This window comes from Dietzia sp. UCD-THP, from assembly GCF_000349585.1.
Lineage (GTDB): Bacteria > Actinomycetota > Actinomycetes > Mycobacteriales > Mycobacteriaceae > Dietzia > Dietzia natronolimnaea_A.
Genome location: NZ_AOSR01000051.1, coordinates 1 through 16,404 on the forward strand (window position 1 = coordinate 1; position 16,404 = coordinate 16,404).

Genomic DNA, 16,404 nt, shown 5'->3' on the forward strand with positions numbered 1-16,404 from the left:
CTGAGGCGGGGCCTACCCCTCGATATCAGCCTTGAGGTTGGACAGGAGCTGGTGCTGGATCCGCTTGAGCCCGGCCGGGGCGAAGGTCCGCTCGAAGAACCCACCCACTCCCCCGGCCCCGTCCCACGAGGTGGTCATCTCCACCAGCGCACCCCCGGTGGCCTCGCGGACGGTGTAGGTGGTGGCCATGGAGGAATTGGCGTCCTTCTCGACCAGCGACCAGTGCGCCGCGGCGTCGTCCACGGTCACAGTGGCCTTGACGTCCCGACTGCGCTTCTTGGTGGCCTGGAGGTTCCACGCGGCCACCGTGCCGTGGCCGTGGCCGCCCTCGATCAGCCGGTACGCGGAGAACTGCTCAGGCTGGACGCGGGGGCGCACCTCTGCGTAGTCGGCGATCGCGGCCGTCACGGCCGCGACGGACGCCTCGATGACGATGGTGTTGCTGGCGGTGACCCTGCCCATTGTCGTGACTCCTCCTCTGCCTGACCACGTCGCGCGCACCGGTGTCGCCGGTGTCGGCGCCCTCGACCGGGCGCGTCAGACAGTCCCATCGTGCCCGATCCGCCGGGCCTCCGAGCGCACCACCTCACCCGCGAGCCTGCGGGCCCGGCGCGGAGTGCGCCCGGCGGGTGGTGTGCTCGGTGAGCGGTGCACCGGGCGCGCGGTCAGCTGCCCCGGGCGATCCACTCCTCCAGATGCGGGGACTCCTCGCCCACCTTGGTGCCGTCACCGTGACCGGTGTGGACCAGCGTCTCGGCGGGCAGGGTGAGGATGCGGTCCCGGATCGAGGTGATGATGGTCGGGAAATCGGAGTACGACCGTCCCGTGGCGCCGGGCCCTCCGGAGAACAAGGTGTCGCCGGAGAACAGGACGCCCGCCTCGGGGACGTGGAAGACACACGAGCCCGGCGAGTGGCCTGGGGTGTTCATGACCGTGAACGAGGTCCCGGCGATCTGGAAGACCTGCCCGTCCTCGAGGTCCTCGTGGGCGACCGTCGGATGGGTCTCCTCCCACAACATCTGGTCACCGGGATGGACGAAGACCCTCGTGTCGAGCTCCCGGGCCAACTCGGGGGCGACGGTGATGTGGTCGTTGTGCGCGTGCGAACACAGGATGCCCTTGACCGTGCGCCCGGCCACCGCGTCGATGATCGGCCCGGCGGTATGGGCGGCGTCGATGACGTACACCTCGGAGTCGTCCCCGAGGATCCAGATGTTGTTGTCCACCTCCCACTCGCCGCCGTCGAGCGCGAACACGCCGCTCGTCACGACCTTCTCGATACGCAGACCACCGGCATTACCGGCACTGGTGTAGGTCTCGCTCACAGGGTCACCACCGATCGGAGGACGGAACCGGACTTCATGGCGCCGAACGCGGACTCCACCGCGTCCAGGCCGATGCGTTCACTGACGAACTTCTCCAGCGGGAGCCGACCCTGGAGGTGCAGGTCCACCAGCATCGGGAAATCGCGCTCGGGCAGGCAGTCGCCGTACCAGGAGGACTTGAGCGACCCGCCGCGACCGAAGAAGTCCAGCAGCGGCATCTCCAGGCGCATCTCGGGCGTGGGCACCCCCACCAGGACCACGGTCCCGGCGAGATCGCGGGCATAGAACGCCTGCTCGTACGTCTCGGGCCGGCCGACCGCGTCGATCACGACATCGGCGCCGAAGCCACCCGTGAGCTCCTGGATGGCCGCCACCGGATCCGACTCGCGCGAGTTGACCGTGTGGGTGGCACCGAAGTCGCGCGCCCACTCGAGCTTGGTGTCGTCGATGTCCACGGCCACGATGGTCGAGGCGCCCGCCAAGCGGGCGCCCACGACCGCGGCGATGCCGACACCACCGCACCCGATAACCGCCACGGACTGGCCGCGCGTCACGTTGCCCGTGTTGACCGCGGCCCCGAGGCCGGCCATCACGCCGCACCCCAGCAGACCCGCCACCGCCGGATCGGCTTCCGGGTCCACCTTGGTGCACTGACCCTCGTGGACCAAGGTCTTGTCGATGAACGCACCGATACCGAGCGCCGGGCTGAGCTCCGTGCCGTCGGCGAGGGTCATCTTCTGCGACGCGTTGTGCGTGGCGAAACAGTACTGCTGCTGCCCACGCTTGCAGGCCCGGCACTCCCCGCACACCGCCCGCCAGTTCAGCACCACGAAGTCGCCCTCCGACACGTGGGTCACGCGCTCCCCGACGGTCTCCACGATCCCCGCGGCCTCGTGGCCCAGCAGGAACGGGTACTCGTCGTTGATCCCGCCATCGCGATAGGCCAGATCGGTGTGGCAGACACCGCACGCCTGCACGCGGACGACCACATCGTTCGGCCCCGGATCAGGGACCACCACGTCGACGAGCTCGACGTCAGCACCCTTGCTGCGAGCGATGACGCCCTTGACGGTCTGTGACATTCCAGATTCTCCTCGAGATCAGTACAGCTCGGGCCGGCACCGGGCGATGACCGGCCCCGGCATCTCCCACCCTGCCACACATGCAGATCCCGACATCTTTCGTCCCGTGATACGGCCGGAGCCCCGGACACTCATGGTGTCCGGGGCTCCGGCAAGAAGAGCACGTTGCTCGCGGGTCCGATCAGACGACGACGCCCTGGGCACGCAGCCACGGCACGGGGTCGATCCACTGGCCGGCCGGGTTGCGCACACCGAAGTGAAGGTGCGGACCGGTCGAGTATCCGCGGTTGCCCACGGTGCCGATGACCTGACCGGCATGGACGCGCTGGCCCACCGTGACGTAGTTCTGGTCGTTGTGGCCGTACTCGAGGAGGTATCCGTCATCGGTCTGGATGCGGATCCAGAGTCCATAGCCCGAGGCCGGTCCGGCGGCGACGACCGTGCCCGACTTGGCGGCGAACATCGGCGTGCCGATGGGGGCGCCGAAGTCGGTGCCGTTGTGGAAGGTTCCCCAGCGCGGTCCGAAGCCCGAGGTGATGGGGCCGAAGGTCGGAGCATGGGCCCCGCCGACCTCGCCGGCGGGAATACCGAGTGAGCCGAACAGCGCGGGGTCGAGGGCGTATTCGCGCAGCTGCTGCTCGTTGAGGCCGATGCCCTGCGCGAAGTCCTGGGCCATCTGCCCCAGCTGGTTGACGTCGATGTCGGCGGACTGGGCGGAAGCGGCGGGAGCGGCGGCCATGGCGACGCCACCGGTGAGGGCGGCACCGGCCACCGCACCGGCGACGACGCGGCCCATCCCACTCGCGGAGCGGGCGGCACGGTGACGGCCGGCGGTCGCGCCGGAGCCGGCCACACCGAGCCGGTCGGCGAGCTCGGTGAAGGTGATTCGAGTGGCGTCGGACATCAGGGGAAACCTCGGAGTTCGGTGCGTGGGCGAAGCGGCGGGCCGACCGGCTTCCCCGGTGGCCTCCAAAAAGGTAACAGAAGCATCTCGGCCCTGTCACGTCAAAAGCACGAATAAATGCGAAAGCGCCGGTGAGCGGGGGCTCACCGGCGCTACCGAGCTGTTATCCGACAGTGATCAGTGGTCCGCCTCACCCATCCGGTGCACGAGGATGAAGTTGGTCGAGCCCTCGACACCGGGCACGTTGCCCGCGACGATCACGATGAGATCGTCCTCGTTGTACCCCTCGAGGGGGAGCAGCAACTCGTCGGTGACCTTGACCAGTTCGGCGGTCTCGTGGACCCGGTCGGTCAGGAACGTCTCGGTCCCCCACGTGAGCGCCAGCTGGCTCCGAATCCGCGGGTCGCCGGTGATGGCGACGAGCGGCAGGTGGCTGTGCAGCCGGGCGAGCCGGCGGACCGTGTCCCCGGTCGAGGTCACGGCGACGAGCGCCTTGGCGCCCAACCGCTCTCCGATCTCCCGCGCCGAGTAGGAGATGACCCCGCGCTTGGTCCGGGGGATGTGGACGAGGTCCGGCGCGGCGGTGGAATCGGACTCCACCGCGAGGGCGATGGACGACATGGTCCGCACCGCGTCGATGGGGTACTTGCCCACGGAGGTCTCTCCCGAGAGCATCACGGCGTCGGCCCCGTCGAGCACGGCGTTGGCGACGTCCGACGCCTCGGCCCGGGTGGGCCGGGAGTTGGTGATCATGGACTCGAGCATCTGCGTGGCCACGATGACCGGCTTGGCGTTCTCCCGGGCGATCTGGATCGCCCGCTTCTGGACCAGCGGCACGTCCTGCAGCGGCAACTCCACGCCCAGGTCGCCTCGTGCGACCATGATCGCGTCGAAGGCCAGGACGATGGATTCGAGATTCTTGACCGCCTCGGGCTTCTCCAGCTTGGCGATCACCGGCACGTGTACCCCGACCTCGTCCATGATCGCGTGCACCAGGTCGACGTCCGCCGGAGACCGGACGAAGGACAGGGCGATGAAATCGACACCCAGGTCCAGGGCGAACCGGAGGTCCGCGACGTCCTTCTCGCTCAGTGCGGGGACCGAGACGTTCATCCCCGGCAGGGACACGCCCTTGTTGTTGGAGACCGTGCCACCCTCGGTGACGACGCAGTGGACGTCGTCACCCTCGACCCGCTGGACGGTCAGCCCGATGTTGCCGTCATCGACGAGCAGTCGGTCGCCGGGGCGGGCATCGGCCGCAAGCCCCTTGTAGGTGGTGGACACGCGCTCCTTGGTCCCCTCCACATCGGCGACGGTGATGGCGACCATGTCGCCCTCCGCCCACTCGTGGCGGCCCTCGATGAAGCGGCCGAGCCGGATCTTGGGGCCCTGGAGATCCGCGAGCACACCGACGGCGTGCCCCGACTCGTCCGAGGCCTTGCGAACCCAGCGATAATTGGATTCGTGGTCGGCATGGTCTCCGTGGCTGAAGTTGAGCCGGGCGACGTTCATCCCGGCATCGACGAGTTCACGGATGCCGGCCTCCGAGGCGACGGCGGGACCCAGGGTGCAGACGATCTTGGTACGACGGTTCACCCGTACCAATCTAGACCCCTCGCCGGGATGACCGGTGAACGCGACGTCAACGACCGGCCAACGGGGGTGTGTCCCCCGGGGACTCCTCGGTCATGTCCTCGGGAGCACGCAGCTCGGACGGGTCCTCGCGGCCCCGGCGTGCCCGCCACACGTAGATGAGCGCGGCCAGCATGACGACGACGGAGACGATGGTGTTGATGCGCAGCCCGAAGATCTCGGTCGCCGCATCCGCACGGAGCAGCTCGACCCAGAACCTCCCGAAGCAGTACAGGGCCACATAGAGCGCGAAGAGTCGGCCGTGCCCGACCCGGAACCTGCGGTCGATCAGCACCAACGCCACGGCCACCAGGACGTTCCACAGGAGCTCGTACAGGAACGTGGGGTGCACGGTCGCGAGCACCTGCCCGGTGGACCGACCGAGGGTCTGGGAGTATCCGTACGCCTCGTCGTACCGCTGGTAGATCTCCAGGGCCCAGGGCACATCCGTCTCTCGACCGTAGAGCTCCTGGTTGAAGTAGTTCCCCAGTCGTCCGATTCCCTGCGCCAGGACGATGCCCGGAGCGACCGCGTCGCCGAACGCGCCGATCGCCCGGATCCCCTGCTGCCGTAGGCCGATGTAGGCACCGACCGCACCCAGCGCGACCGCCCCCCAGATCCCCAGACCGCCGTCCCAGATCTTCAGCGCGTCGACAGGGTTACTGCCCTCCCCGAAGTAGCGGTACCAGTCCGTGGCCACATGGTAGAGGCGACCGCCCACGAGACCGAAGGGAACGGCCCACAGCGCGGTGTCGAGGACGACACCCGCGCGCCCGCCACGGGCGATCCACCGCTTCTCGCCCCACCAGATGGCCACGACGATGCCGAGGATGATCCACAGTGCGTAGGCCCGCAGCGGGAACGGGCCGAGCTCCCAGACCCCCTGCGGAGGGCTGGGGATCACGAGTCGGCTCCCCGCCGACGCACGCCCGACGCGAGGTCGGCCGTCAACCGCGCGAGCGCGTCGTCCCCCTCGGTGGCGGCGGTGATGAGGGCGGAGCCGACGATCACCCCGTCCGCGTAGGAGGCGATCTCCGCGGCCTGGTCCCCGTTGCGCACACCGAGTCCGACTCCACACGCCAGGTCCGAGAGCTCGCGGACCCGGGCGGTGAGGGCCCTGGGGGCGTCCGAGACCACGTCGCGCGCCCCGGTGACCCCCATGACGGCCTGGACGTAGACGAATCCGCTCGTGTGGGACAGCGTCATGGCCAATCGTTCGGGCGTCGACGACGGCGCCACCAGGAAGACCCGGTCGATGCCGTGGGCGTCCGTCGCGGCGATCCACTCGTCCGCCTCGTCCGGGATGAGGTCCGGCGTGATGACCCCGGTCCCCCCGGCGGCGGCGAGGTCCGCCGCGAACCGGTCGACGCCGTACTGCAGGATCGGGTTCCAGTAACTCATGACGACCGGGACCGCCCCGGCCTCGGCCACCGCGCGGACCACGTCGAAGGTGTCCCGGATGCGGAAGCCCGCCTCCAGCGCCACATCCGCGGCCGCCTGGATGGTGGGGCCGTCCATCATGGGATCCGAGTACGGGATCCCCACCTCGATGACGTCGCAGCCACCCGCGACCATGGTCCGAACGGCCTGGACGGACCCCTCGACCGTGGGGTACCCCGCGGGGTAGTACCCGATGAGAGCGGCCCGGTTCTCCTCACGGCACCGCCCGAAGACCTCGCTCAGCACGCTCATCCCTCGATCCCCCCGTCCGCGTACTCCCCCGCGCCGTCGTCCGCGCCCCGACTCGAGTCCACCCCGGCCTCCGGGGGGGTCCCGCCGCCCAACAGGCCGAACCACCGGGCGGCGGTGTCGACGTCCTTGTCGCCTCGACCCGAGACGTTGACCAGGATCAGGTCGACTCCCTCGGCGGCGAGCTGCGCTGCTCCGGCGACCGCGTGGGCGGACTCGATGGCGGGGATGATCCCCTCGGTGCGGCACAGTTGGGCGAACGCGTCCATCGCCTGAGCGTCGGTCACCGGCCGGTACTCCGCGCGACCGATGTCGGACAGGTACGAGTGCTCGGGCCCCACACCCGGGTAGTCCAGCCCTGCCGAGATCGAGTGCGACTCGGTGGTCTGACCGTCCTCGTCCTGCATGAGATGGGCGTACGAGCCCTGGAAGACACCCGGCCTCCCGGCGTTCACCGTCGCGGCGGTGCGACCGGACCCCACCCCGTCGCCGCCCGCCTCGCAGCCCACGAGGCGGACAGAAGAGTCATCGATGAACGGGTGGAACAACCCGATCGCGTTGGAACCTCCGCCCACGCACGCCACGGCGGCGTCCGGCAGGCGTCCCACCCGCTCCAGCATCTGGGCGCGCGCCTCCGTACCCACCACCCGTTGGAAGTCGCGGACCATCGCGGGGAACGGGTGCGGGCCGGCGGCGGTGCCGAACGCGTAGTACGTGTCGTCCGCCCGGGAGACCCAGTCCCGCATCGCCTCGTTGATGGCGTCCTTGAGGGTCGCGGAACCGACCTCCACGGCCTCGACCTCCGCGCCGAGCAGTCGCATCCGCGCGACGTTGAGCGCCTGGCGACGGACGTCCACCGCACCCATGTAGATCTTGCACTCCAATCCGAGCAGGGCGCACGCGGTGGCGGAGGCGACGCCGTGCTGTCCGGCCCCGGTCTCGGCGATCACACGCTTCTTGCCCATGCGGTGCGCGAGGAGCACCTGGCCGAGGACGTTGTTGATCTTGTGCGACCCGGTGTGGTTGAGGTCCTCCCGTTTGAGGAACACCCTGGCGCCGATCTCCGCCCCGAAACGCCCCGCCTCGTACAGCGGCGACGGCCGACCCGAGTAGTCGCGCTGGAGACGGTCGAGCTCGTCGAGGTAGGCGTCGTCCGCGCGGGCCTTGGCGTAGGCGTCGGCGACCTCGTCGACGACCGCCATGAGCGCCTCGGGGACGTATCGCCCGCCGAATGCACCCCAGTGGCCCCGCTGGTCGGGCTCGTGTCCGGTGGTCGTCCGGAGCACGTCTCCCATCGAGGGCAGCGGTGTCAGCTCGTTAGAATTCACGGCTCCCAGTCTGCCGGAAGCGTGCGCCGGGGACCTAGCGGGGTCCCCGCGGACACGACGGGTGGGAACCCGCCGTGGCCAGGGCGTTGCACGCCGCGCGGGGATCGCCCTTGGTCACCAGGCCCTCACCCACGAGGACCGCGTCGGCACCCACGCTGGCGTACGACAGGAGGTCGGACGCGTCACGGACGCCGGACTCGGCGATCTTGACCACTCCGGACGGCAGGCCCGGCGCGATGCGGGAGAACACATCACGGTCGACCTCGAGGGTCTTGAGATTCCGGGCGTTGACACCGATCACGGTGGCACCGGCCTCGAGAGCGCGATCCGCCTCCTCCTCGGTGTGTACCTCCACCAGCGCCGTCATCCCGAGTGATTCCGTGCGGTCGAGCAGGGACACCAGGGCATCCTGTTCCAGAGCGGCCACGATGAGCAGCACGAGGTCGGCGCCGTGGGCCCGGGCCTCATGGATCTGGTACGGCCCCACCACGAAGTCCTTGCGGAGCACCGGGATGTCGACGGCCCGGCGGACCGCGTCCAGGTCCGCCAGGCTGCCGTTGAAACGGCGCTCCTCGGTCAGGCACGAGATGACGCGGGCCCCGCCCTCCTCGTACATCCGGGCGAGCACCGCGGGGTCAGGAATGTCGGCGAGCGGACCTTTCGAGGGACTCGCGCGCTTGACCTCGGCGATGACACCGACCCCCGACCCCCGGAGCGCCCTGAGCGCGTCCCGCGGCTCGGGCGCCGACCGGGCCGCCTTCTTGACCGCAGTGAGGTCGGTGACGGCCTCGCGGGCAGCGACGTCCTCGCGGACCCCGTCGATAATCGAGTCGAGCACGGTACCCACCGTGACCTCCCTCTGCAGTGTTCGGGCAGGAAGTGTGATCGAGATCAACAATAGAGGCAGCACATGGGGTTCTCAGAATCGGGACCCGCTCTCTCCGGGATCACCCGTGGGATCGCGACCCTCGTCGAGTTCCTGCCAGAGGTCAGTGCCGGTGTCCACGGCGGACTCGCCGGTCCCGCGGTCCTGGCGGCGCGCGGCGGGGGTCACGTAGCGATCGTCGCGCTTGACCCTCCGGGCCGGCCAGATCATGGGAACCGCACCCGCGGCGAGGAGTGCCGCCGCCCCGGCCCCGGTGAGCGCCGGCCCGGCCGGGCGGGTCGAGATCTCGGTGATCTCCGACCACTCCGGGATCGCCTGGGCGTCGGTGGAGCCCGGGCCCGCGTTGGTGCGGCCGAACTCCTCCTCGCCCGTCACCGTCGAGTGCACGCGGCCGGAGTCCACCCCGCCGACGGCAGAGAACAGCACCGCGCCGGTGGCCAGGCCGAGCAGGGCGATGACGGCGCCGACCACCCGCGCCCCCGTTCCCCGCACCAGGGCCACGGCGGCCACCGCGGCCAGGGCACCCAACGCCACCGCGACCAACGCGGGCTGCCACTGGGAGCCCGTCAGGGCCCGTCGGACCTCGCCCGACTGATCGTTGAACGCGACCACGTCCAACCACACCACGCGCGAGGCGATCCATAACAGGGCGGCTCCGAGCACCAGCAGGGCCACCGGGAGGCGAAGACGTGTGCTCTGGCTCACCGACCCACCCCCGTGGGGTTGGTTCCACCTGTGGGCCCCGCGGGCCGCAGGGTGTCCGCGGCCGCGACGGCCCGGAGGACGGCCATGGCCTTGTTGCGGCACTCCTGGTCCTCCGACGCCGCGACCGAATCGGCCACGATCCCGGCCCCCGCCTGGACATAGGCGGTGCCGTCCTTGAGCACGGCGGACCGGATGGCGATGGCCTGGTCGGTGTTCCCGGCGAAGTCGAGGTATCCGACAACTCCCCCGTAGACGCCGCGACGGGTGTCCTCGAGATCCTCGATGATCTGCAGCGCGCGGGGCTTGGGCGAGCCCGACAGGGTGCCCGCCGGGAAGCAGGCGGTGACGGCGTCGATGCCCGTGCGGCCCTCCGCCAGGCGACCCGTCACCGTGGAGACCAGGTGCATGACGTGGCTGTACCGCTCGACCTGACGGAACTCGGTCACCACGACGGAGCCCGGCTCGCAGACCCGGCCGAGGTCGTTGCGGCCCAGATCGACCAGCATCAGATGTTCGGCGTTCTCCTTGGCGTCCTCCACCAGGTCCTTGGCCAGCAGGACGTCGTGCTCGTCGTCGTCACCCCTCGGCCGGGTCCCGGCGATCGGGTGGGTCGTGGCCAGTCCGTCCTTCACCGTGACCAGGGCCTCGGGGCTCGATCCCACGATGGTGAACGCGGTGCCACCGAAGCCGTCGTCCCCGCTGCCGTCCGGAACCGTCATCAGGTACATGTAGGGACTCGGGTTGGTGGTGCGCAGGATGCGGTAGACGTCCCTCGGCGAGGCCGAGGTGTCGACCTCGAAGCGCTGACTGAGCACCACCTGGAAGGCTTCCCCGGAGTAGATCTGCTCGATGATCTCGGCCACCCGCGCGTGATATGTCGACTCGTCGGTGCGGCGGGTCACCTGCGGGTCCGGGGTGTCGAACACGCTGACCCCGCCGCCGCCGGGCGCCGCGAGCCTCGCCGTCATCGCGTCCACCCTGGCCACCGCATCGGCGTAGGCCTCCTCGATCCGGTCGTCGCTCCCGTCCCAGTTGACGGCGTTGGCGATCAGGTGGATCCGGCCCTCGTGGTGGTCGAACGCGGCCAGGTCGGTGGCCAGCATCTGGACCAGTTCCGGAACGTGCAGGTCGTCGGCGGTGTCGGGGGTGATGCGTTCGAGTCGGCGCACGATGTCGTAGCCGAGATAACCCACGAGCCCGGACGTCAGCGGGGGTAGGCCCGCGATCTGGTCGGTTCGCAGCAGGTCCAGGGTCCGGCGCAGGGCGTCGAGCGGGTCCCCGCCCGTCGGTGCCCCCGCGGGCACGTGTCCCCACCACGTGGCCTCACCCGCCTCGTCGACGGTCAGCGCCGCGGCCGAGCCACAGCCGATGAAGGACCACCGTGACCATGACCGGCCGTGCTCGGCCGACTCGAGGAGGAAGGTTCCGGGCCGGTCGGCCGCGAGTTTGTCGTACGCGGACAACGGGGTCTCGGAGTCGGCCAGCACCGTGCGCACCACGGGGACGACCCGGTGGCCGGAGGCGAGCGCCCGGAACTGCTCGAAGGTCGTGGTCCTGGTGCTCATCCGACGACCCGGCCGCCGATCCCGAACGAGTCACGCGGCATGTCGTTGACGTGCACCCACACCTTGGCCGGGTCCTTGCCCGATGCCTCGGCGTACGCGGCGGTGACGGCCTCGATCACGCGCGCCTTGGACTGCGGGTCCATCCCGTCGAGCTGATTGATCTGGATGAAGGGCACAGGATCATTCCTCCCCGAGGAGTGTGTCGGTGTCGAAACAGCTCCGCGTTCCGTTGTGACAGGCGGCCCCGGTCTGATCCACCCGCAACAGCACGGTGTCGCCGTCGCAGTCGATCTCTACGCTGCGCACGTGTTGCACATGGCCGGAGGTCTCCCCCTTGACCCACCGCGTCCCCCGCGAGCGCGAGTAGTACACCCCACGCCGCGTGGCCAGGGTCTCGGCGAGGGCGGCGTCGTCCATCCACGCCATCATGAGGACCCGGCCGTCGGACGCGTCCTGCACCACCGCCGCGATCAGCCCGTCCGCGGTGCGCGTGAGACGGTCGGCGACGGACGGGTCCAGGACCGGATCGCTCATCGGACCGTGACCCCCTCGGCCGCCATGGCCTTCTTGACGTCGCCGATGGTCATCTCACCGAAGTGGAAGACGCTGGCCGCGAGTACCGCGTCGGCTCCGGCCTCGACGGCCGGGGCGAAGTGTTCCACCGCGCCGGCCCCGCCCGAGGCGATCACGGGAATGGTCACCGCCGCGCGCACCGCACGGACCATGTCCAGGTCGAAACCCGCCTTGGTGCCGTCGGCGTCCATCGAGTTGAGCAGGATCTCCCCGACACCGAGGTCCTGTCCGCGACGGGCCCACTCGACGGCGTCGATGCCGGTGCCCCGACGTCCACCGTGGGTGGTGACCTCCCATCCCGACGGCGTGGGGGCCTCGCCCCCGGGGACCGTCCGCGCATCGACCGACAGGACGATGCACTGTGAACCGAAGCGCCTGCTGAGCTCCTCGAGGAGCTCGGGGCGCGCGATCGCGGCGGTGTTGACGCTGACCTTGTCCGCGCCCGCGCGCAGGAGCTGGTCCACGTCCTCGGCGGTACGAACCCCGCCGCCCACCGTGAGTGGGATGAAGACCTGCTCGGCCGTACGGGTGACCACGTCGAGCATGGTTCCGCGGCCCGAGGACGAGGCGGTGACGTCGAGGAAGGTCAACTCGTCCGCACCCTGCGCGTCGTAGGCGGCGGCGAGCTCGACCGGGTCCCCGGCGTCCCGCAGATCGAGGAAGTTCACGCCCTTGACCACGCGGCCCGCGTCGACGTCGAGGCACGGGATCACCCGGGTGGCGAGTGTCATGCCCGGGTCACCGCTCCCCGTCGAGCCACGGGCGGTTGCCGTCGGGTCCGGGGGTGGCCCGGCGACGGCCGGCCTCGAAGAAATTCCCGGGCTCGCCCAGCTCGCGGATGGTGCCGAGCACCTCCGAGTGGGCCCGCGGGCCGGCCGCGAGGATCGACTGGGAGTCGATCGACCACGGCTCGCCGGCCAGGTCGGTGACCACTCCACCCGCCGCGCGGATGTGGGAGGCGCCCGCCGCGTTGTCCCAGGCGTAGTTGCCGAAGCTCACCGCGGCGGACAACCGGCTCGAGCCCACGAACGACAGGTCGACTCCCGTCGACCCGAACTTGCGGGTGCGGGCGGCGTCGAGGGTGAGCTGCTCGAACACCTCCCGGCGGTAGGCCGGCGGGTAGGTGGTGCGGGCGCCGGTGTTGAGCGACCCGAGGCCCAGCGCGACGTCGCGGATGGAGACGTCGGCGATCCGCGGGATCTCCTCGTCGTTCTCCTTGAGCGGGCCCCCGGCGAGGGAGGTGAAGCGCAGTCCGAGGAGCGGGAGCCAGGTCAGCCCCAGGACGGGCTGCCGCTCGTGGACCAGCGAGACGAGGATGCCGGTGGTGGGGATGCCGAGGGAGTAGTTGGCCGTGCCGTCGATCGGGTCGACCACCCAGAGGGTCCCCTCGTTGACCGGCGGGCCGCCGTACTCCTCCCCGTGCACCTCGAGGCCGGTCCCCTCGCGCAGCGCGTCGGAGATCCGGCGTTCGAGCTCGAGGTCGAGCTCGGTCGCGAAGTCGTTGCGCGAGCCCTTGACGCGGGTGCCCTCGGCCCCCAACCCCTCGACGAAGCGGGGGGTGACCTCCTCGAGGACGCGTGCCGCCAGTGCGAGCGCCTCCGCGGGGTCGACGGGCAAGTCCGTCGGCAGGGTATTTCCGGTCTGATCGGTCATCTCGGGCCTCCTGCTCGAGGTCAAACGGTCGGATGGAGCCACCGGCTGGTCACCGGAAGCTCAGCGGGCGCTCACCGCGGCGAGCGCCTCGGGGAGGGTGAAACGGCCCGCGTAGAGGGCCTTGCCCACGATCGCGCCCTCGACGCCCTCGGGCACCAGCGTCGCGATGGCCTCGAGGTCCGCCACGGACGACACTCCTCCGGATGCCACCACGGGCGCACCGGTGACCGAACACACCTGGGAGAGCATCTCGAGGTTCGGACCGTTCAGCATCCCGTCCTTGGAGACGTCGGTGACGACGTACCGCGCGCAGCCGTCCTTGTCGAGACGCTCCAGCACCTCCCAGAGGTTGCCCCCGTCGGACACCCACCCGCGGCCACGGAGTCGGGGTTCACCGTCGATCACGCGCACGTCCAGGCCCACCGCGATGCGGTCCCCGTGGCGGGCGATCGCGGAGGCACACCAATCCGGGTTCTCCAGCGCGGCGGTCCCCAGGTTCACCCGGGCGCAGCCGGTCGCGAGCGCGGCCTCCAACGAGTCGTCGTCGCGGATCCCCCCGGACATCTCGACCTTGACGTCGAGTGCACCGACGACCTCGGCGAGGAGTTCGCGGTTGGTCCCGCGACCGAAGGCGGCGTCGAGGTCCACCAGGTGGACCCATTCGGCGCCGTCCCGCTGCCACTGCATCGCGGCCTCGAGCGGAGATCCGTACGAGGTCTCGGTGCCGGCCTCCCCCTGCACCAGACGGACGGCCTGCCCGTCGGCGACGTCCACGGCGGGCAGCAGTTCGAGGTAAGAAGCGTTGGTCACGGGCATCAGCGTAGTCCGTCGGCTCGTGGCGGCTCCCCATCGCCCTCGGCCGGTCCCGACGCGTGCGACGGCTCCCCGACGTGCGCCCCGCGCCGGACCTCCACCTCGTTCCCGGGCTCGTCTCCGTACTCGGCACGGATCGCCCGATCGGTGAGACGAGTGGACACCACACCCATCGCCACGACGGTCACGATGACACCGACCACGGCGACCACGGCCAGACCGACCGGCGGCAGTGGGAGAAGCGCCACCGCCAGCGCGGTCAGGGCGAGGGACACCACTCCCGCACCGCAGACCCCCAGCGCGAGGGCCGCGAACGACACGGGCGCCGGGCGAGACCGGCGATCAGCCAAGGGATCGGATCCAGTTCTCGAGCAGATGCAGGCCGGCGTCACCCGATTTCTCGGGGTGGAACTGGGTGGCCGACAGGGGGCCGTTCTCCACGGCGGCGACGAACCGTGTGCCGTGCCGGGCCCAGGTGACCTCCGGCGGGGTCAGGTGGTCGGACGGCTCCATCGCCCACCGTTGCACACCGTACGAGTGGACGAAGTAGAAGCGCTCGTCGGCGGGCATTCCGGAGAACAGGACACTGCGCTCGGGCGCCTCGACGGTGTTCCACCCCATGTGTGGCAACACCGGCGCCTCCAACCGCTCCACGACACCGGGCCACTCGCCACATCCCGCCGCCCCGGACTCGGCGTGCTCGCCGTCCGAGAACTCGGTCCCCCGCTCGAACATGACCTGCATTCCGACGCAGATCCCCAGGACGGGGCGCCCACCGGCGAGGCGTTCGCCGATGATCCGTGGCCCCTTGACGGCCCGGAGGCCCTCCATACACGCCGCGAACGCGCCGACCCCCGGGACGACGAGGGCGTCCGCCTCGGTGGCCACCCCGGGGTCGGAGGTGAGCTCGACCCGGGCACCGACACGCTCCAGTGCGCGGTGGGCGGAGCGGAGGTTGCCCGAGCCGTAGTCGAGAAGCGCCACCCGCGGGGCCAGTGAGGTCATGACCCCACTTTATCGTCCCGGTGTGGCACGGTCAGATCACGCGTGGGCCGGATGCGCCGGGCACCCACCGCCGCGGGGCCGCCCACGACGAGGACGACTCCGGCCGCGACCATGAACAGGACCACGTAGCCGAACCCGGCGACCGCTCCCATGACCACCGATCCGAGGCCCGTGCCCGCGTCGAAGGAGATGTTCCACGAGGCTGACGCGGTCCCCAGACGCGAGCGCGGCATCCGCTCGAAGGACCCGACGAGCGCCTCGTTCTGCACGGCGCCGAACCCGAGCCCGAACACCACGGCGGGGGCGATGAACCACCACGGGTTCGCCGACAGCGTGAGCAGTCCGGCGATGCCGGCCATGCCGAGCGCCGAGAACCCGAGTCCGGGCCAGACCAGGGCGCCGGGGCCGCGCCGATCGGAGACGAGGCCGGCGAAGGTGCGCCCGACGATCACGCCCACCCCGAGGAGCCCCAGACCGACCCCCGCGACGACCGCTCCGCTCCCCGAGACGATCGAGTCCAGGGCGGGTGAGAGGAAGGACGCGGCGGCACCGTAGGGCAGGGAGACCGCCACCATGACGAGGAACGGCCCGGCGAGCAGCACGATCATCGCCCGGCGGCCCAGTGCGGACGGGTCGGAAGGTCTCGCGGGTGCCGGATGCACATCAGGGAGTCGTGCCGCGGCGAGCAGTCCGACCACACCGAAGGCGGTCGCGCCCCAGGCGACCGTGGCAAGACCGAACACCTCCAGCAGCCACAGCCCGACGGGCAGGAAGATCGCCTCGGAGATCCCCACCGCGAGGCCGATCAGTGAGGTGGCGCGGCCGAGCATCCCGGGTGGCGCGAGTTCCGCGACCAGCGCGGAGCCGGCGACCGTCATCATGCCGAAGCCCGCCCCGCGGACACCACTGACCGCCAGCACCGCGAACGGCCCGTCGAACAGGGCGAGCAGACCCGACGGCAGACCGAGGAGCGCACTGCCGCTCGCGAGCACCCACCGGTACCCGATCGCCGCGGTGATCCGCGGGGTGAGCAGTTGGACCAGCACGGTGACCGTCATGAACACACCGGTGGTCGCGCCGGCGACCAGCTCGCTCCCCCCTCCCCGTAGCACGGCGAGAGGCACGACGGGCAGGAGCAGCGAGAAGCCACCGAACGCGAGCAGGACCAGGATGAACGCCGCGGGCACACCGCGGGTCCGGGCCAGTTGCGCGAACCCACCCGGCTTCGTGACGCCCTGTGTCAC

Annotated in this window: 19 protein-coding genes; all 19 read right to left on the reverse strand. The window is 70.6% G+C overall.

The genetic code is table 11. The annotated features are described in order from the left end of the window. Positions 1-12 precede the first annotated feature (12 nt). The gene (locus H483_RS25195) at positions 13-462 is read right to left on the reverse strand and encodes an SRPBCC family protein (RefSeq protein ID WP_017836055.1); all 450 of its coding nucleotides are present in this window, start codon (positions 460-462) and stop codon (positions 13-15) included. 203 nt (positions 463-665) lie between these two features. Next, positions 666-1,325, reverse strand: coding sequence for an MBL fold metallo-hydrolase (locus H483_RS25200; RefSeq protein ID WP_017836056.1), 660 nt, complete (start codon positions 1,323-1,325; stop codon positions 666-668). Next, entirely contained in the window at positions 1,322-2,407 is a 1,086-nt protein-coding gene (locus H483_RS25205) for an S-(hydroxymethyl)mycothiol dehydrogenase (protein WP_017836057.1), read from the reverse strand. The genes H483_RS25200 and H483_RS25205 overlap by 4 nt, the downstream gene beginning before the upstream one ends. A 181-nt stretch (positions 2,408-2,588) precedes the next feature. After that, positions 2,589-3,311, reverse strand: a complete 723-nt coding sequence (locus H483_RS25210) for a M23 family metallopeptidase (RefSeq protein ID WP_017836058.1) — start codon at positions 3,309-3,311, stop codon at positions 2,589-2,591. 177 nt (positions 3,312-3,488) lie between these two features. Beyond that, the gene (pyk, locus tag H483_RS25215) at positions 3,489-4,907 is read right to left on the reverse strand and encodes a pyruvate kinase (RefSeq protein ID WP_017836059.1); all 1,419 of its coding nucleotides are present in this window, start codon (positions 4,905-4,907) and stop codon (positions 3,489-3,491) included. A 46-nt stretch (positions 4,908-4,953) separates the two neighbouring features. Then, positions 4,954-5,847, reverse strand: a complete 894-nt coding sequence (gene lgt, locus H483_RS25220) for a prolipoprotein diacylglyceryl transferase (protein ID WP_017836060.1) — start codon at positions 5,845-5,847, stop codon at positions 4,954-4,956. Next, positions 5,844-6,635 carry a tryptophan synthase subunit alpha gene (trpA, locus tag H483_RS25225; RefSeq protein ID WP_017836061.1) on the reverse strand — a complete coding sequence of 264 codons (792 nt, stop codon included), beginning with the start codon at positions 6,633-6,635 and terminating at the stop codon, positions 5,844-5,846. The genes lgt and trpA overlap by 4 nt, the downstream gene beginning before the upstream one ends. Next, entirely contained in the window at positions 6,632-7,927 is a 1,296-nt protein-coding gene (trpB, locus tag H483_RS25230) for a tryptophan synthase subunit beta (RefSeq protein WP_017836062.1), read from the reverse strand. The genes trpA and trpB overlap by 4 nt, the downstream gene beginning before the upstream one ends. Before the next feature lie 67 nt (positions 7,928-7,994). Then, the gene (gene trpC / locus H483_RS25235) at positions 7,995-8,807 is read right to left on the reverse strand and encodes an indole-3-glycerol phosphate synthase TrpC (protein ID WP_017836063.1); all 813 of its coding nucleotides are present in this window, start codon (positions 8,805-8,807) and stop codon (positions 7,995-7,997) included. A gap of 72 nt (positions 8,808-8,879) precedes the next feature. Then, complete coding sequence (locus tag H483_RS25240; protein WP_152427886.1) at positions 8,880-9,551, reverse strand: TIGR02234 family membrane protein; 672 nt, start codon at positions 9,549-9,551, stop codon at positions 8,880-8,882. Further along, positions 9,548-11,116: an anthranilate synthase component I gene (locus H483_RS25245; RefSeq protein ID WP_017836065.1), complete on the reverse strand. Its 1,569-nt coding sequence runs from the start codon at positions 11,114-11,116 to the stop codon at positions 9,548-9,550. The genes H483_RS25240 and H483_RS25245 overlap by 4 nt, the downstream gene beginning before the upstream one ends. Beyond that, a complete protein-coding gene (locus H483_RS25250; RefSeq protein WP_017836066.1) occupies positions 11,113-11,292 on the reverse strand; it encodes a 4-oxalocrotonate tautomerase family protein in 180 nt (59 codons plus the stop codon). The genes H483_RS25245 and H483_RS25250 overlap by 4 nt, the downstream gene beginning before the upstream one ends. Before the next feature lie 4 nt (positions 11,293-11,296). Further along, positions 11,297-11,650, reverse strand: a complete 354-nt coding sequence (gene hisI / locus H483_RS25255) for a phosphoribosyl-AMP cyclohydrolase (protein WP_017836067.1) — start codon at positions 11,648-11,650, stop codon at positions 11,297-11,299. Next, entirely contained in the window at positions 11,647-12,420 is a 774-nt protein-coding gene (gene hisF, locus H483_RS25260; RefSeq protein WP_017836068.1) for an imidazole glycerol phosphate synthase subunit HisF, read from the reverse strand. The genes hisI and hisF overlap by 4 nt, the downstream gene beginning before the upstream one ends. Before the next feature lie 7 nt (positions 12,421-12,427). Beyond that, positions 12,428-13,342 (reverse strand): inositol monophosphatase, encoded by a 915-nt coding sequence (locus H483_RS25265; protein ID WP_017836069.1) that lies wholly within the window; start codon positions 13,340-13,342, stop codon positions 12,428-12,430. A 60-nt stretch (positions 13,343-13,402) separates the two neighbouring features. Then, complete coding sequence (gene priA, locus H483_RS25270; protein WP_017836070.1) at positions 13,403-14,158, reverse strand: bifunctional 1-(5-phosphoribosyl)-5-((5-phosphoribosylamino)methylideneamino)imidazole-4-carboxamide isomerase/phosphoribosylanthranilate isomerase PriA; 756 nt, start codon at positions 14,156-14,158, stop codon at positions 13,403-13,405. Further along, positions 14,158-14,475, reverse strand: coding sequence for a hypothetical protein (locus H483_RS25275; protein ID WP_017836071.1), 318 nt, complete (start codon positions 14,473-14,475; stop codon positions 14,158-14,160). Before H483_RS25275 ends, priA begins: the two co-directional genes overlap by 1 nt. 22 nt (positions 14,476-14,497) lie before the next feature. Then, on the reverse strand, positions 14,498-15,160 hold the full coding sequence (gene hisH / locus H483_RS25280; protein WP_017836072.1) for an imidazole glycerol phosphate synthase subunit HisH: 663 nt from the start codon (positions 15,158-15,160) through the stop codon (positions 14,498-14,500). Continuing rightward, positions 15,157-16,404 carry an MFS transporter gene (locus H483_RS25285; protein WP_017836073.1) on the reverse strand — a complete coding sequence of 416 codons (1,248 nt, stop codon included), beginning with the start codon at positions 16,402-16,404 and terminating at the stop codon, positions 15,157-15,159. Before H483_RS25285 ends, hisH begins: the two co-directional genes overlap by 4 nt.

Excerpts from the sequence above, each read along its gene's own strand:
- hisH (WP_017836072.1), bottom strand. The coding sequence starts at position 15,160 with ATGACCTCACTGGCCCCGCGGGTGGCGCTTCTCGACTACGGCTCGGGC.
- trpB (WP_017836062.1), bottom strand. The coding sequence starts at position 7,927 with ATGGGAGACGTGCTCCGGACGACCACCGGACACGAGCCCGACCAGCGG.
- hisI (WP_017836067.1), bottom strand. The coding sequence starts at position 11,650 with ATGAGCGATCCGGTCCTGGACCCGTCCGTCGCCGACCGTCTCACGCGC.
- H483_RS25205 (WP_017836057.1), bottom strand. The coding sequence starts at position 2,407 with ATGTCACAGACCGTCAAGGGCGTCATCGCTCGCAGCAAGGGTGCTGAC.
- H483_RS25245 (WP_017836065.1), bottom strand. The coding sequence starts at position 11,116 with ATGAGCACCAGGACCACGACCTTCGAGCAGTTCCGGGCGCTCGCCTCC.
- H483_RS25210 (WP_017836058.1), bottom strand. The coding sequence starts at position 3,311 with ATGTCCGACGCCACTCGAATCACCTTCACCGAGCTCGCCGACCGGCTC.
- H483_RS25195 (WP_017836055.1), bottom strand. The coding sequence starts at position 462 with ATGGGCAGGGTCACCGCCAGCAACACCATCGTCATCGAGGCGTCCGTC.
- trpA (WP_017836061.1), bottom strand. The coding sequence starts at position 6,635 with ATGAGCGTGCTGAGCGAGGTCTTCGGGCGGTGCCGTGAGGAGAACCGG.
- H483_RS25265 (WP_017836069.1), bottom strand. The coding sequence starts at position 13,342 with ATGACCGATCAGACCGGAAATACCCTGCCGACGGACTTGCCCGTCGAC.
- priA (WP_017836070.1), bottom strand. The coding sequence starts at position 14,158 with ATGCCCGTGACCAACGCTTCTTACCTCGAACTGCTGCCCGCCGTGGAC.
- hisF (WP_017836068.1), bottom strand. The coding sequence starts at position 12,420 with ATGACACTCGCCACCCGGGTGATCCCGTGCCTCGACGTCGACGCGGGC.